The organism is Flavobacterium sp. GSA192, assembly GCF_006386525.1.
In the GTDB taxonomy this organism is placed as follows: domain Bacteria; phylum Bacteroidota; class Bacteroidia; order Flavobacteriales; family Flavobacteriaceae; genus Flavobacterium; species Flavobacterium commune.
Window position 1 is genome coordinate 153,586 of the sequence record NZ_VAHC01000002.1, and the last position, 15,069, is coordinate 168,654.

General features: G+C 34.2%; 13 protein-coding genes. 4 read left to right on the forward strand and 9 right to left on the reverse strand.

All coding sequences use genetic code 11. The features are described 5' to 3' along the window. Positions 1-28 precede the first annotated feature (28 nt). The 3 genes from FDM27_RS04750 to FDM27_RS04760 all read right to left on the reverse strand — a co-directional run bounded on the left by FDM27_RS04750 (position 29) and on the right by FDM27_RS04760 (position 4,645). Positions 29-2,812: an outer membrane beta-barrel protein gene (locus FDM27_RS04750; RefSeq protein ID WP_140485396.1), complete on the reverse strand. Its 2,784-nt coding sequence runs from the start codon at positions 2,810-2,812 to the stop codon at positions 29-31. A 186-nt stretch (positions 2,813-2,998) separates the two neighbouring features. Further along, entirely contained in the window at positions 2,999-3,997 is a 999-nt protein-coding gene (locus FDM27_RS04755; protein WP_140485397.1) for a glycosyltransferase family 9 protein, read from the reverse strand. A gap of 42 nt (positions 3,998-4,039) precedes the next feature. Continuing rightward, positions 4,040-4,645: a DUF4254 domain-containing protein gene (locus FDM27_RS04760; RefSeq protein ID WP_140485398.1), complete on the reverse strand. Its 606-nt coding sequence runs from the start codon at positions 4,643-4,645 to the stop codon at positions 4,040-4,042. A gap of 96 nt (positions 4,646-4,741) precedes the next feature. On the opposite strand from FDM27_RS04760, the gene upp reads away from it, so the two are divergent. Further along, positions 4,742-5,395 (forward strand): uracil phosphoribosyltransferase, encoded by a 654-nt coding sequence (upp, locus tag FDM27_RS04765; protein ID WP_140485399.1) that lies wholly within the window; start codon positions 4,742-4,744, stop codon positions 5,393-5,395. On the opposite strand, the gene FDM27_RS04770 is transcribed toward upp, so the two are convergent. After that, on the reverse strand, positions 5,390-6,319 hold the full coding sequence (locus FDM27_RS04770) for a DUF6427 family protein (RefSeq protein ID WP_140485400.1): 930 nt from the start codon (positions 6,317-6,319) through the stop codon (positions 5,390-5,392). The genes upp and FDM27_RS04770 overlap by 6 nt on opposite strands. A 143-nt stretch (positions 6,320-6,462) precedes the next feature. Between FDM27_RS04770 and FDM27_RS04775 the strand changes: the two genes are divergently transcribed. Then, on the forward strand, positions 6,463-6,693 hold the full coding sequence (locus tag FDM27_RS04775) for a DUF6341 family protein (protein ID WP_071184348.1): 231 nt from the start codon (positions 6,463-6,465) through the stop codon (positions 6,691-6,693). A 75-nt stretch (positions 6,694-6,768) separates the two neighbouring features. Here the strand turns inward: FDM27_RS04775 and purD are convergent, their stop codons facing one another. Beyond that, complete coding sequence (gene purD, locus FDM27_RS04780; RefSeq protein WP_140485401.1) at positions 6,769-8,043, reverse strand: phosphoribosylamine--glycine ligase; 1,275 nt, start codon at positions 8,041-8,043, stop codon at positions 6,769-6,771. A 150-nt stretch (positions 8,044-8,193) separates the two neighbouring features. Here purD and FDM27_RS04785 point away from each other — a divergent pair, with 150 nt between their 5' ends. Together FDM27_RS04785 and FDM27_RS04790 are read left to right on the forward strand one after the other, a co-directional pair. After that, a complete protein-coding gene (locus tag FDM27_RS04785; protein WP_140485402.1) occupies positions 8,194-9,504 on the forward strand; it encodes a phenylacetate--CoA ligase family protein in 1,311 nt (436 codons plus the stop codon). Positions 9,505-9,546: 42 nt separating this feature from the next. Then, positions 9,547-10,077, forward strand: a complete 531-nt coding sequence (locus tag FDM27_RS04790; protein ID WP_140485403.1) for an ORF6N domain-containing protein — start codon at positions 9,547-9,549, stop codon at positions 10,075-10,077. Here FDM27_RS04790 and FDM27_RS04795 read toward each other — a convergent pair whose 3' ends face one another. The 4 genes from FDM27_RS04795 to FDM27_RS04810 are packed head-to-tail and all read right to left on the reverse strand — an operon-like array spanning position 10,078 to position 15,056. Next, positions 10,078-10,845 (reverse strand): glycosyltransferase family 2 protein, encoded by a 768-nt coding sequence (locus tag FDM27_RS04795; protein ID WP_071184352.1) that lies wholly within the window; start codon positions 10,843-10,845, stop codon positions 10,078-10,080. It lies immediately after the preceding gene. A 2-nt stretch (positions 10,846-10,847) separates the two neighbouring features. Beyond that, on the reverse strand, positions 10,848-11,831 hold the full coding sequence (locus tag FDM27_RS04800; protein ID WP_140485404.1) for a UDP-glucuronic acid decarboxylase family protein: 984 nt from the start codon (positions 11,829-11,831) through the stop codon (positions 10,848-10,850). A 46-nt stretch (positions 11,832-11,877) separates the two neighbouring features. Beyond that, a complete protein-coding gene (locus FDM27_RS04805; protein ID WP_140485405.1) occupies positions 11,878-13,557 on the reverse strand; it encodes a DUF6909 family protein in 1,680 nt (559 codons plus the stop codon). Continuing rightward, on the reverse strand, positions 13,554-15,056 hold the full coding sequence (locus FDM27_RS04810; RefSeq protein WP_140485406.1) for a GH3 auxin-responsive promoter family protein: 1,503 nt from the start codon (positions 15,054-15,056) through the stop codon (positions 13,554-13,556). The genes FDM27_RS04805 and FDM27_RS04810 overlap by 4 nt, the downstream gene beginning before the upstream one ends. Between the last annotated feature and the right edge of the window lie 13 nt (positions 15,057-15,069).

Consider the following 15,069-nt stretch of genomic DNA (forward strand, 5'->3'; position numbering starts at 1 on the left):
GTTATGAGTTGTGAAATTGTCTTTGAATTTATTTTTGGGATGTTCCGCCACCGTTTTTAAAATTCCATGTAAAACCTACCATGACATATCTTTTGAGTCTGTCGTTTTGTTCCTGACTAATGGTGTTTTCATAAACATTTCTTTGAATTCCTATATTTTGATTTAAAATATCCCTTATCAAAATATAAGCTGTAAACTCGTCTTTTTTGAAAGTACGCTGTAACCTTGCATTCCACAACTGATTAGTTAAATTATCCTGAAAATCGATTGTTTTTTGTCGGGTATTCAAATTATAATCGGTTGATAGTTTCCATTTTTCATCTAAATAAACTCCTATATCCAGATTCAAATTATTGGTGTTAAACGATTTGATTTCATCATTTTGAGTGGTACTGTTTCGATTAAACGAAAATCGGTTACTTAAACTAAGATCGTATTTCTTTTCTTTTGATTTGTATAAATAAACGCCAAATCCTGTGTTTAAATTCTTAGAATTACCTATTTTATCATTAATGCTAAGTACTGTTTTACTGTAATTAACGGATGGATTAAGATTAACATTTAAGTTTATCTTTTTTACCTTAAATCCATATCCAAAATAGAAATTTCCTGAAAAATTGCCATTAGTGTTTATTGGTTTGGAAACTGTTTTGGCTGTTTCCGGATCTATCACTCTGCTATAAGTAATTAAATTGCTCGTTGTACTAAAAGAAAGCCCCTGATAAATTTGAGTTTCGGTCAGCATATCATAACTATTCTGATAAATGTTTACACTATTGGTAAAAGACTGTTTTAAATCCGGATTCCCTAAAGTTTGATTAAAAAAGTCCTGATTGTTTGTCAAAGGCTGTAATTGTTCCAGAGTAGGCTGACGGGTTGCTCCCTGATAATTCACACGTAAGTCGCTGTTGCTTTTGTACCTGTAGGAGAAACTTGCCGAAGGAAAAAAGTTAGTATAATTGCGTTTGTATTGTTTGTCCATCGTTTTATCTAACAAATCGAAAGTTGTAAATCCAAAACCACTTCCAATACTGTAATTGATTTTTTTAGCATTGTAACTCAACTTTAAATTGGGTCTCTGGGTAATTACTGTTTGCTCAAACTGATTGGATAACGAAGTCACTATTTCATCATATTTACCTGTATCTTCGGAATAATCATAGGTGAAATAATTGTTTTTTCCCTTATCAAAAGCAATTTGGTAAGCAAACTGAAGTGACAATTGTTTAGCAATGGGTTCCGAATAAGTAAAATTGGCTGAAAAATTTTGATTGGAACGATCGCCTATTTTATTTTGATCCACATCCACTTTAGAATCAAGAACTCCATCAACATAACTTTCGTTAGAAGACTTTAAAAAATTATTTGAATTGGTATTCAAAAGACTCCAACTGCTATTTACAGAAAATGTACGTCGGGCTTTGGCAAACTTATGTTTGAACAACATACCGGCATACAAAGAGGATTTATCCGAATTTGTAGTAAACAATCTTTGCTGTTTATTTTTTAAAACTCCATCATTTCCGGTAGTAATTCCATCTGTAAATTCATCGCTTTCCGTATTATAAAAATTAGTTCTGGCTGTAAATTTTATTGAATTTAGCGAGTCTAATTTTACATCGTAAGTAGCATTGAGTTTAAAATTACTCCTGTCAACATTAGTTACCGTGGTTCTGTCTTCATTTAGCTGAGTATCTCCCACCTGTGTTTGCGAAATTCTACTGTTGTTATTAGTGTAAATTTGCTTATTGAATTTTGGCGATACATTCAGCGTTTGTTTATCATTCCATTTATTGCTGTACTGCAAACCGGCATTGGTGTTTTTGATAAAACCATTTTGAGTATTAATATAAGGTTCTCCATCATTATTACCTCCTACCCATTCATAATTTACATTTCCGTCGTCGTCCATATTCATACTGAAATTGTTCTCACGAGCTCCAAATTTCTCGCTGTCCTCCCAGTTCAAACCATCCTGACCTGTATTTCCATTTAATAAAAATGCCGAAAGCTTTCTTTTCCCCTTAAAACTGCTAAACATCAGATTGCTGTTGTATCTGGAATCGGCATCTGTAAACGGCTGATTGGCTCCATCAATTTTACCAAAATACCCTTTCTTCTTATCTTCTTTTAATTTCAGATTGATTGTTTTCTTAGAATTGCCATCATCTATTCCTGTAAACTCAGCCTGATCGCTTTTTTTGTTAAAAACCTGAACTTCTTTCACTGCATCCGCCCGTAAATTTTTAACAGCCATACCCGGATCATCACCAAAGAATTCTTCGCCATCAACCAATACTTTTTGGACGGTCTCTCCCATGGCTTTTATAGTTCCGTTTTTATCCACCTGAATTCCGGGCAATTTCTTAAGTAATTCTTCAACGTTGGCATTAGCATCCACTTTAAAATCACTTGCTCTGTAGCTGGTAGTATCTCCTTTAATCCTGATTGAACCCGACTTTACAATTACTTCTCGAAGCAGTTCTATTTTATTTTTCAAAGCGATAGTTCCCAATTTTTTTTCGCCTTCATTAACCATTATTTCATCAACATAATCCGCATATTGATTATGAGAAGTCATCAGTATGTAATTTCCCGGTTTTACATTTTTTAGATTAAATTTTCCTTCTTTGTCCGATCGGGTAAATCTGTACAGAATAGAATCTATTGGAGTTAATAACGCCACGACCGAATTGTGAACGGCTGTTTTGTCATTTCCATCGGTTAAAACACCCGAAATATTGGCTTTTTGAGAAAAAGCTGAAAAAGAGAAAAAAAACAAAATTGTAATTAATCCGGTAATTCTTTGCATAAATAGTTCTTTTTTATAGTATTACACCCTGAGTCGTAAGACCTAACTCACAAGAGAGCCAAAATAGTATTTTTTACACTTATAAATCAAAAGCTATTTGTTAAATTATTGGTAAAGTTATTCTTTCAAAAAACACAACTGTAAAGTCCTGTAAAACCTGGAAAAAGTACAATATACTTGTTTACACTAATTTAAAACTTTTACAATTGAATCAACTGTAATTGTTCGCATAGCATCTTCATAACCTTCAACTTTTTTGTTCCCGTAAACAGAAGTGGGTAATTTAGGAAACAAATTTCTATCGGAAACCAAGGCGTTTTCCAGTGGTTGATTAAAAGGTGAAAATCCAGCAAAAGGATGTGTAGCACCCCAAAGTGTGACTACTTTTACCCCTAACATGGCCGCAATATGTGCATTTCCGGAATCCATGGAAAGCATTACATCGAGGTTGCTGATGAGTTCTAATTCCTGCTGAAATTTGATTTTTCCCGCCATATTGATGACGTTTTCGTATGAAGACGAAATAGAATCTAAGATTTCAATTTCTTTTTTTCCTCCGCCAAAAAGCAAAATAGTATGATTTTTATTTTCTGCTAATCTCGAAATCACTTCCTGCATTAAATCCAAAGGATATACTTTAGAATCATATTGTGCAAAAGGAGCAATTCCGATTAATTTCTGATTGTTTTCACCTATTATCGAAATAATTTCAGCACTTAAAACCGCTTTTTTAGGAAATTCAGGATTCAATAAATCAATGGCAAAACCTAATTTTTCAAATACCTGAGTATGGTTCTCAAACATTGTTGGGAGTTGTTTAAAAACCTTGTTTTCAAGAGCGGTTAATGCTTTTTTAGCTTCACGCCCTTTGTCAACGGCGGCTACTTTTTTTCCGCTTAAAGCAAAAAGTGTTCTCACAACTTTAGAGCGAAGTACATTATGCAAATCGGCAAAAGCGTCGATTTTTAATTGTCTCAATTCATTAAACAAACGCAGTAAACCTAAAAAACCTTTATGACGTTCTTTTTCATCAAAAGCCAAAAAAGAGAGATTCGGAATTCCGTCAAAAAAAGGCTTGAAAAATGGTCGGGAAACCACCGTAATTTGAACGGTAGGATGCTGTTTTACAAAGGCTCGTAAAACAGGAACCGTCATGGCGACATCTCCCATTGCGGAGAGTCTCATGACGGCGATATGCTTTATTTTTGGAGTCAACTGACTTTTCAATTATTTCTTTCCTTGGTATAAAACCGGATTCAATTCGTCATCGTTGTACATTTTCATTTGCTTGTACACTTTCATGAATTTATCTCCATTTTCAATATCAGTCAACAAATCATCAATGGCTGTTGATAAATCTGTTCTTTGTTCTAATAGTACGTTTAGTTTTTCCTGACATTTGTCTCTGTGTTCTTGCGAAGCCTCTGCACGATTGGCTTCCTCAGCCATGTGGTAAATTTTTAAAGCTAAAATTGATAATCTGTCAAATGCCCAGGCTGGACTTTCTGAGTTAATTTTAGCATTGTCTTTTACAACTACTTTGCTGTATTTTTGGAGAAAATAACTATCAATATATTCTACCATATCAGTACGCTCCTGATTAGAAGCATCAATTCTTCTTTTCAAAGTCAAAGCCGCAACAGGATCAATTTGTGGATCACGAATAATGTCTTCAAAATGCCATTGAACAGTGTCAATCCAGTTTTTTAGGTACAATAAATGCTCAAACTGTTCCTTAGGATAAGGATTGTTTATCGGTTGATCTACATTATCAAATTGGTGATAATCTTTTATACTTTGTTCAAAAACGGAATAGGCTAATTTTGAAAACATCTTTATCTTTTTATTTAGACAAAGATACTTTTTATACTTTTATAAAAAAATTACATTGTAACTTTCTATAGCTCATCTTAAATAACATCTTCTCTTATGCAAATCCATCATTTATCAGAAAAAAACAGTATTCTAAATCATTTTTTAGGAGAAATAAGAGATGTAAATATCCATAAAGATTCTATGCGATTTAGACGAAATATAGAACGCATTGGCGAAATTATGGCTTACGAATTGAGCAAAGAATTGGAATATAAAACCATTGAAATTCAAACTCCGCTTGGGATCAAAAAAACAACTCAAATTGCCGATAACATTGTGCTTTGTTCGATTTTAAGAGCGGGTTTAAGTATGCATTTGGGGGTTTTAAATTATTTTGACCAAGCCGAAAACGGATTTATTTCTGCTTATCGATTTCACCCAAATACAGACGATTTTTTTGAAATCAAAGTCGAATATCAGGCCATTGCTGATATTAATGATAAATGCTTATTGCTAGTAGATCCCATGCTGGCAACCGGCCAATCAATTGTTGCTGTTTACAACCGATTGATGGAAAGAGGAACTCCTAAAAAAATTCATATTGCCGTGACAATCGCCGCTCCTGAAGGTATTGCTTATCTGAAAAAACATTTACCGGATAACTGTCATTTATGGATTGGTGCTTTAGACGAAAAACTAAATGAACATAGTTATATAGTTCCGGGTCTTGGAGACGCTGGCGACTTGGCTTACGGAATCAAATTATAATTGGGAGAAAAAAGCAAATAAACTACACAACATCAATACTCCCAAAGCCAATTCCTGGTTTAATTTTGACTGAGGCATTTCGATATGAGCTGTCGCCATCATTGCCAAAGGAGCAATGGTAAACACTAATAAATCGTTGCTTTTATTATCAGAAATCACATAGATAATAGCTGACAGAAAGAACGCAAACAAAATTTTCTTAAACGAAGCGTGCAATAATAATGGTCGGGAAGACAAAGTCATGACCATCGAAATAACAAAAAATAAAGCCACCGTAGCATAAATAGACAAGGCTGCATTCTGGTAATTATTAGTAAAATAATCAATGCTAAAATTAGTTTCTATTCCATTGGTAATATAACTGATGGCATCATTATTAAATGCTAACGAATACATAGCAAAAACAATAGCTATGGCAAAAAAAGCAATGAAAGGCAAAAGCCAGTTTCTGTAATCTCCCGAAACATGAGAAATAATAGAAATAAAAACCAATACTAAAAAAATTATACACCAAAAATGGAATAAGGAAGCCACAAAAATCCATAAAGAAGCATCAAAAATTTTCTCCTTAGAAGATTTTTGAGATTGTAACGAAATCAGTCTGCGAAGAGCTAAAAGGATAAAAAAGTTGGCAAAAATAAGATTGATGTTATCATAAAGTGTCGGAAAGAAAAGCAAGAATAACAAAAAGAATAATAGGCTATAACCACTGTCTTTACTAATATTGTTGCGTTTAGATACAAAATTAGTAATCAATCCCGAAAACAAAACTACAACTCCTATTGCTGTTTTTTTTATGACTAAAACAGCAGAATTTGACCAAGCTAAATCCTGAATTTGATATATAAAATCGAAAAACAATATCAAAAATACTATCAAAGAAAAATTTAATAGTGTAGATTTTTTAAAAACACTTGTAATCATACGGATATTTTATACTTTTGTGACTGTAAATATAATACTTGTTTAAAAAGGAAACGAGTTATACTAAAATTTTATTGGGTTAATGAAATTTTTAATTATTTACCCAATTATAAAACGATTCATAAAATTTAAAATTCTATATCATGAAAGCATTTTTCGAAGGAATACAATCTCTTTTTGTAGATTTTCTTTTCAAACCATTAGATTGGTTACGTTCATTAGAACTAGTTTCTTGGTTTGGTGCTAATACACTAAACTGGATTTTTATGATTATCTGTACAGCTGCAATTGTTTACTGGATTAAACAATTACGTATTTTTGACGATGCAGGAACTGAAAATCAAGATACTACAGCTCACTCTTTCTTAAAATAAGAATAGAACGAAAAGTTTAAAAAAAAACGTCCTGATAGAGCTATCAGGACGTTTTTTTATTGAATATGGTTTCGATTATACTAAATCGAAACCAATGTCTTTTCTAAAATTCATTTTATCAAAAGTAATTTTATCTACATTTTGATAAGATTGAGCTAAAGCTTCCTGAAAAGAATCTCCATAAGAAGTGATAGCCATTACACGTCCTCCATTAGAAACCACATTACCGTTGTCTAATTTTGTTCCTGCATGGAAAACGATAGAATTCTCTACTTTTTCTAAACCACTGATTACTTTCCCTTTTTCAAAATCCTCAGGATAACCTCCAGATACCAACATTACTGTAGTAGCACTTCTAGGATCGATTTTCAATTCGAATTCATCTAGTTTTTGGTTGGCCACAGCCTGAAACAACTCTACTAAATCCGATTGCAACCTTGGAACAACTACTTCAGTTTCAGGATCTCCCATACGCACATTGTATTCGATAACCAATGGTTCATTGTTAACATTGATTAACCCAATGAAAACAAATCCTTTATACTCAATTCCATCTTTTTGGAATCCTTCAATAGTAGGTTTTACAATGCGTGTCTCAATTTTTTCCATCAAAACTGCATCTACATAAGGAACCGGAGAAACTGCTCCCATTCCTCCTGTATTCAATCCTGTATCGCCTTCACCAATACGTTTGTAATCTTTGGCAGTTGGCAAAATTTTATAACTTTTACCATCAGTTAATACAAAACAGCTCAATTCAATTCCATCCAAAAATTCTTCGATAACTACTTTTGAACTCGCAGCTCCAAATTTTTGACCTACTAACATATTTCTTAATTCGGTCTTAGCCTCAGCCAAATCCTGAATAATCAACACTCCCTTTCCTGCTGCTAATCCATCGGCTTTTAACACATAAGGAGGTGCTAATGTTTCTAAAAAAGCACAACCTTGCTCAACAGTTTCTGCAGTAAAACTATCATAAGCTGCTGTTGGAATGTTATGTTTTACCAAAAATTCTTTAGCAAATTCTTTACTTCCTTCTAGTGTAGCTCCTAATTTAGACGGACCAATTACCGGAATATGACTTAAGGCTGCATCATTTAGGAAGAAATCATAAATACCTTTTACTAATGGATCTTCAGGGCCTACCACAACCATTTCAATCTTTTCCTTGATAACCAAAGCTTTAATGGCTTCAAAATCGGTTACAGCAATGGCAACATTCGTAGCAATTGCATCAGTTCCAGCATTTCCAGGTGCCATAAAAAGAGTATCGCATAATGGACTTTGAACCATTTTCCATGCAAATGCATGCTCTCTTCCGCCTGAACCCAATAGTAATATATTCATGTCTTTAAATTTTAGTTGCAAAAACTCATTTTTAGAGTGCTGCAAAAATAATTGCTTTTGGACGTAAAAAATAATTATTTTTTAAAAAGTTGTCGATTCTTCCCCTTTAGTTATTGATAGAATATTATTTTTGATGAAATAAACACTCACATGTTTTCTATTTTCAACCTTTCGCTCCAACTAAATGCTTTCCCGATCAGGAAAGCAAAATCCGATTTGGACAAAATAGTTGCGCTTTCTCCATCCGAAAAAAAGCAATTTATTGAAAATCAGAAACAAGCTATTGTGGAATTTCATTTGGAAAACAATGCCTTTTATCAAAAATTAGTTGGTTCTAAAGACTATAAAAACTGGGAAGACTTACCCGTTTTAAACAAAACCAATCTCCAAAGTCCATTAGAATCCAGACTTTCAAAAGGTTTTACAACTAAAAATAGCTACATTAACAAAACCTCAGGTTCCAGTGGTGAACCTTTTATTTTTGCCAAAGACAAATATGCCCATGCACTTACCTGGGCTTCAAATATGTACCGTTTTGGTTGGTTTGGAATTGATTTTAATCGTTCACTGCAAGCCCGATTTTATGGTATTCCGCTGGATTTTATTGGATACAAAAAAGAACGTTTTAAGGACTTTTTGAGCAAACGTTTCCGATTTCCAATTTTTGATTTATCAGATGTGGTTTTAGAAAAAATGCTGAAAAAATTTCAGAATACAAAATTCGAATATCTCAACGGTTACACCAGTTCTATTGTATTGTTTGCCAAATTTTTGCGAAAACGAAACCTCATCTTGGCGGCTATTTGTCCTACTTTAAAAGTGTGTATGGTCACCTCCGAAATGCTTTTTGAAGACGATAGAAAATTATTAGAAACGCAATTCGGAATTCCAATTGTCAATGAATACGGTGCCTCCGAACTGGATTTAATTGCTTTTGAAAATCCTAAAGGCGAATGGCAAATCAATTCCGAAACCATTTTTGTTGAAATCCTGGACGAAAACAATCAGGTTTTACCTTATGGCCAAGAAGGTCGCATTGTAATAACTTCTTTATTCAACAAAGCGCATCCTTTTATTCGTTATGATATTGGTGATATTGGAATTCTGGACGAACGAAGTACTTTAGAAAAACCCATTTTAAAACAACTTATTGGTCGAACCAATGATATTGCGATTTTACCAAGTGGTAAAAAATCACCTGGATTGACGTTTTATTACGTAACTAAATCCATTATTGAGGATGATGGAAATGTCAAAGAATTTATAATCAAACAACGAAAAACAGATAGTTTTGAGATTGAATACGTAAGTGAAAATGAATTAAATTTAGAACAAATTCAAAAAATTGAAGAAGCCATAGCTTTATATTTAGAACCCAAACTGCATTTTGAATTCATTAGAAAAAATACTTTAGAAAGAACCACTAGAGGAAAACTCAAACAGTTTACATCATTTTTATAATGTAAATAAAATCGTATATTAGTATTTATAAACTATTAAACGATGGACTCTAAACTTATTCTTTCGGAAGAAACAATTTCTAATACCATTTACTACATTAGAAATCAAAAAGTGATGCTGGATAGGGATTTAGCAATACTTTATGGAATTGAAAATAAACGACTTAATGAGCAAGTTAAAAGAAATATAACTAGATTTCCAGAAGATTTTATGTTTCAACTCACCGAAAATGAGAACAATTCTTTAAGGTCGCAAATTGCGACCTTAAAGAAAGGAAGAGGCGCCCATCAAAAATATCTTCCATATGCTTTCACAGAACACGGCATTTTAATGTTATCTAGCGTTTTGAATAGCGAAAAAGCCATTCAAACGAATATTCAAATCATGAGGATATTTACCAAAGTAAGACAAATGCTTCTGGACACTACCGAAATGAAATTGGATATTGTTCAAATTCAGAAAAAACTGGAAAATCAAGGCAAAAATATTGAATTGGTTTTCTCTTATTTAGATGAGTTAACTGAGAAAAAAGAGGAGCAGAAACCAAGAACAAAAATTGGATACAAAAAATAGTTAACCCTCCTTAGAATAAAAAGGTTTTATGGCTAATTGGGTAAATAAAAACCCAATCATACACAAGCTGGAAACTACCAAATTAAAGCCGTGAAATTGCCTGTAAACCGCAAAATTATATTGGATTAAGGCAGTTTTAGAAGTGGATAAGGAATTATCTCTCACGCGATACAAAGCCAAACTCTCGGGAACCGGTTTTGCAGTTTTAATCTTTTTCAAAATGGTCAGCCAATGCATCCAATCCTGACGTTTTCGAATGGAAGAAATACCGATTTTTGCAAAATATTCTACATCATAAATCCCGGTCAGATTCCCCACATAATTACAGAAAAACAATTGGAGATACGACAAATTTCGCGGTGCTTCTACCCTTTTATTTAATGAATTTCCTTGCTCGTCAATGCAATCGTAGAACGAAAAAGTAAATGGTACATTTTGCTTTTGCATGAAACTGATTTGCTTTTCTAATTTTTCAGGTTTCCACAAATCATCGGCATCCAGAAACGAAATGTATTTTCCGGCAGCCTTAGAAACCCCAAAATTTCGTGCTACTCCGGTTCCGGAATTCGTTTCTAACGGATAAAATTGAATCCTTTTATCCGTTAAAAAAGTAGTAATTATAGTTTGGGTTTCATCAGTCGAACCGTCGTCAACCAATAACATTTCCCAGTTTTGGTACGTTTGATTTTGGACAGAAATAATAGTATCTGAAATGTATTTTTCAGAATTGAATGTTGGTATAATTACAGATACTAAAGGCTTTTCCATTTTTACTTAATATAATCCGCAAAATCCTTATGCTCTTCTTTAGAAAGTTCTTCAGGAGACAAAGATTTGAAATATTCATAAGTAATTTTCATTCCTTCAGCGCGACCTACTTTAGCTTCCCAACCCAATAATTCTTTGGCTTTGGTAGTATCCGGTTGACGTTGCAAAGGATCATTTATTGGCAATGGATGATAAACTACTTTTTGATTGGTTCCTGTTAATTTAATGATTTCTTCGGCAAAATCTTTAATGGTGATTTCGTCCGGATTACCAATGTTTACCGGATATACATAATCCGAATGTAACAAACGGAAAATTCCTTCCACCTGATCGTCTACATAGCAAAACGAACGCGTTTGCAACCCATCACCAAAAATGGTTAAATCTTCACCACGAATCGCCTGGCCAATAAACGCCGGAATTACACGACCGTCATTGAGACGCATTCTTGGACCATAAGTATTAAAAATTCGGACAATTCTGGTTTCTACGCCGTGAAAAGTATGGTATGCCATCGTTATGGATTCCTGAAAACGTTTCGCTTCATCATAAACTCCTCTTGGTCCTATGGTATTTACGTTTCCATAATAATCTTCTGTTTGTGGATGAACTAATGGATCTCCATAAACTTCCGAAGTAGAAGCAATCAAAATTCTGGCTTTTTTTACTCTTGCTAATCCTAAAAGATTATGTGTCCCAAGAGAACCTACTTTCAAAGTCTGTATTGGAATTTTTAAATAATCGATTGGGCTTGCCGGTGAGGCAAAATGCAAAATATAATCCAATTCACCCGGAACATGAACAAACTTGGTAACATCATGATGATAGAATTCAAAATTTTCCAGTTTGAATAAATGCTCAATATTTTTCAAATCTCCAGTAATGAGATTGTCCATTCCTATAACAAAATAACCCTCTTTGATAAAACGATCGCATAAATGAGAACCTAAAAATCCCGCAGCACCTGTAATCAATATTCTTTTCATAACTATTTCATTGCGAGGAACGAAGCAATCTATTCCTCTATTTAATCTAATTGATATTAAAAATTTGTTCTAATATTTTAATGGTAATCAAATAAGTAGGTTTTACCCCCGTTGTTCCCAATCCGCCTGAAGCCAGTGTACTTCCTGTTTCCAGTGGATTATCTGAAGCGTAATATGCATAACGTACTTTGACATCCTTTGGAATACTTTTCCTGATTTTAGAAGCCGATTGTATCGCTTTTTGATAATGTGAACCTTCCATTTCTAAACCGATAACGCCCCAGGTCGATTCGTGAAAAAACTTCAACAAATCCCTGTTTTGCAACGAAGTTCCAAGAACAGTCACCATCGCACCCTCATAAACCGAAATTCCATTTCCTTGAAACATTTTGGCAGTTAATTCATTTTCGAAAAAATAATTATCGGCGGTTCCTTCATTGATATGCGCATTCGGAATCATGATATCTCCTTTTCCTCCTTCGAGAATTCCTGCTTTTCCCATGATTGAAACCGACTGAATATTTAAAAAAATATTCTTTTTATAAGGTTTTAATAACTCGTCTACCGTTTCATAAGCCTGTTCGCCAAAAGCATAATCCATCACAATAAGCACCGGTTTTTCTCCTTCAAAATAAGCCTCCGGAAAAGCGCTTGTAGCCCAGTCAATCTTAGCGGTATCAAAAATTTGAACGTCAATATTAGTTCCTACCGTCTCCGGAAGTGAAATCATTCCTTGCTTTAAAGCTTCTTCAACAACCTTACTTCTGAATCCATTGGCAGTAGGTTTGCTTAATTCTTCAAAAATGTCAAAATCCGATTTGCCTTTGAAAGTAGTTTTTAAAACCTTTTTTGCAAAAATAGAATTCATTACCGAGTGCATATTGGCACTAATAATGTGAATAGGACGTTCTAAAAGCTGATTTTCCTTTAAAACCTCCTTGATATTCGTTGCCCATATTTCACCATGAATATGATGCCCTAAACGTTCTCTAAGAATCGGACTGAAAGTAATGGTTCTTTTATTGTTGTGAACCACTTCTTCGATAGCTAATTTTCCCAACCAAAAAATGATATGTAAAAAACGATCCGGCAATTCATTCGAACCAAAATCATCATAAATATCCAATACATCTTCAAAGGTTCTGCCTAAAATATTGGCAGCATGTGAAATGGCAATTTCCTTTTCGACCAAAGTTAGTTTTTCATTTTGTAAAACCGCCTGTTCTAATTTCTGCCAATCGCGCGAAACTTCGCCTCCATCATCCAATAAAACCCTGTCTTTTATCTTATGCGATTCGATAAAAATAAAAGTCAGATGCGTCAGAATATCATAAATATCCGAACGTCCACGGGTAATTTCGATATTCATTTGCTCTTCGTCAATTCGGTAGCAATTGCGTTTTCTTTTGGGCGGAACAATCGCTTGAAAATGCGATTTCGAATAACCTTCATCTGAAGTCAGGTTGATAAAACGACATTCTTCAATTCCTAACGGCAAGCGCTCGATAACGTACAAAAGTCCTTTTAATTCTACTTTTTCGTCGGCTATATTTCCATAAATTTCGGGACGTAAAGTCATCAATGCTTCCCGCAAAGTATCGCCCGAAACACCCATCGGTTTATAAAAACCTCTATTGAACAAATGACGCATTGTAATGTACATTTTTTCAATAGCCGCCGATGATTCCTGGGCTCTGGTTCTGGATATGTTTTTAGCTTCTTTCATGAGTTTTTAGATAAAAAATCCGCAATTTTTCTATCGTTGGCAAGTCTTGGTATTTTATTCTGACCTCCTAATTTCCCAATGGATTTCATGTACTCCTGAAAACCATTTTTAGGCACTTTAGTAATCACCACTTTTTGCAAAATGTTCCCCACAATCAAATCGTCGTAGTAAATATTTTGCTTGCGCATGGCGTTGTCTATCGCTTCCGCAAAATCCTCCAAATTATCGGGTTCTCCCGAAGCTTCGGGATCAAATTCAATGAACCATTCGTGATACGGCAAACCGCTGGCAGGATTAATTTGTGGTGCCACGGTAAACTCATTCACCCGAATGTTAGTTCCTTCCATAGCTTCCTGCAAAGCACATTCTACTTCTTTGCCAATAACATGCTCGCCAAAAGCGGAAATATAATGTTTGATTCTACCCGAAACGATCACTCTGTATGGTTTTAAACTTGTAAACTGAACGGTATCGCCAATATTATAGCCCCAAAGTCCCGCATTCGTAGAAATAATCAATACATAATTCACTCCTAATTCGACTTCACCAATCGTATAACGTCGAGGATTTTCATTGTAAAACTCATCCGATTTTATGAATTCGTAGAAAATTCCAGAATTCAATAACAACAACATTCCCTTTTCTTTTTGAGAATCCTGATATGCAAAAAACCCTTCCGAAGCCGGAAACAATTCAATACTGTCTACTTTTCGTCCTATCAAGTTTTCAAACTTAGCTCTGTACGGTTCATAATTGACACCGCCATAAATAAACAAATTGAAATTCTTGAAGATTTCGCCTACAGGCTTTCCTCCTTTTTGCTGTAATTTCTCAAAATACATTTGTACCCAGGATGGAATCCCCGAAATTACAGTCATATTTTCATCAAAAGTCTCTTCGACGATTGCATCAATTTTAGCTTCCCAATCTTCCATGCAATTGGTTTCCCAGGAAGGCATGCGGTTTTTTTGTAAATATCTCGGCACAAAATGCGCCACAATTCCTGAAAGTCGTCCAAATTTGATTCCGTATTTCTCTTCTAAAATAGGACTTCCCTGTAGAAAAATCATTTTACCATGAACAAAATCAACATTTCCTGTTTCGTGAATGTAATGCAAAATTGCATTTCGGGCCGCTTCGATATGATACGGCATAGATTCCTTGGTAAGCGGAATGTATTTAGCTCCCGAAGTCGTTCCAGAAGTTTTGGCAAAATACAATGGCTTGCCTTTCCACAATACATTTTTCTCTCCTTTTACGACTTTTTCAACATAAGATTTTAAATCTTCGTAATCACGAATGGGAACTTGCTTGGCAAAATCGGCGGTGGTTTTAATTTGGTCAAAATGATGATCTTTTCCAAATTGCGTTTGTTGCGCGTCTTTGATTAAACTTTCAAAAACCGCTTGTTGAGCCGCTACCGGATTCCTTGCCCAAAGCTGTGTTTTTTTATAAATATTTTTAGCAAATAGTTTTGCCGCTATTGATTTTATTGACATTTCGTTTTGCTGA

Excerpts from the sequence above, each read along its gene's own strand:
- purD (WP_140485401.1), bottom strand. The coding sequence starts at position 8,043 with ATGAATATATTACTATTGGGTTCAGGCGGAAGAGAGCATGCATTTGCA.
- FDM27_RS04770 (WP_140485400.1), bottom strand. The coding sequence starts at position 6,319 with ATGATTACAAGTGTTTTTAAAAAATCTACACTATTAAATTTTTCTTTG.
- FDM27_RS04775 (WP_071184348.1), top strand. The coding sequence starts at position 6,463 with ATGAAAGCATTTTTCGAAGGAATACAATCTCTTTTTGTAGATTTTCTT.
- FDM27_RS04760 (WP_140485398.1), bottom strand. The coding sequence starts at position 4,645 with ATGTTTTCAAAATTAGCCTATTCCGTTTTTGAACAAAGTATAAAAGAT.
- FDM27_RS04795 (WP_071184352.1), bottom strand. The coding sequence starts at position 10,845 with ATGGAAAAGCCTTTAGTATCTGTAATTATACCAACATTCAATTCTGAA.
- FDM27_RS04805 (WP_140485405.1), bottom strand. The coding sequence starts at position 13,557 with ATGAAAGAAGCTAAAAACATATCCAGAACCAGAGCCCAGGAATCATCG.
- FDM27_RS04800 (WP_140485404.1), bottom strand. The coding sequence starts at position 11,831 with ATGAAAAGAATATTGATTACAGGTGCTGCGGGATTTTTAGGTTCTCAT.
- FDM27_RS04810 (WP_140485406.1), bottom strand. The coding sequence starts at position 15,056 with ATGTCAATAAAATCAATAGCGGCAAAACTATTTGCTAAAAATATTTAT.
- FDM27_RS04755 (WP_140485397.1), bottom strand. The coding sequence starts at position 3,997 with ATGAGACTCTCCGCAATGGGAGATGTCGCCATGACGGTTCCTGTTTTA.
- FDM27_RS04785 (WP_140485402.1), top strand. The coding sequence starts at position 8,194 with ATGTTTTCTATTTTCAACCTTTCGCTCCAACTAAATGCTTTCCCGATC.
- upp (WP_140485399.1), top strand. The coding sequence starts at position 4,742 with ATGCAAATCCATCATTTATCAGAAAAAAACAGTATTCTAAATCATTTT.
- FDM27_RS04750 (WP_140485396.1), bottom strand. The coding sequence starts at position 2,812 with ATGCAAAGAATTACCGGATTAATTACAATTTTGTTTTTTTTCTCTTTT.
- FDM27_RS04790 (WP_140485403.1), top strand. The coding sequence starts at position 9,547 with ATGGACTCTAAACTTATTCTTTCGGAAGAAACAATTTCTAATACCATT.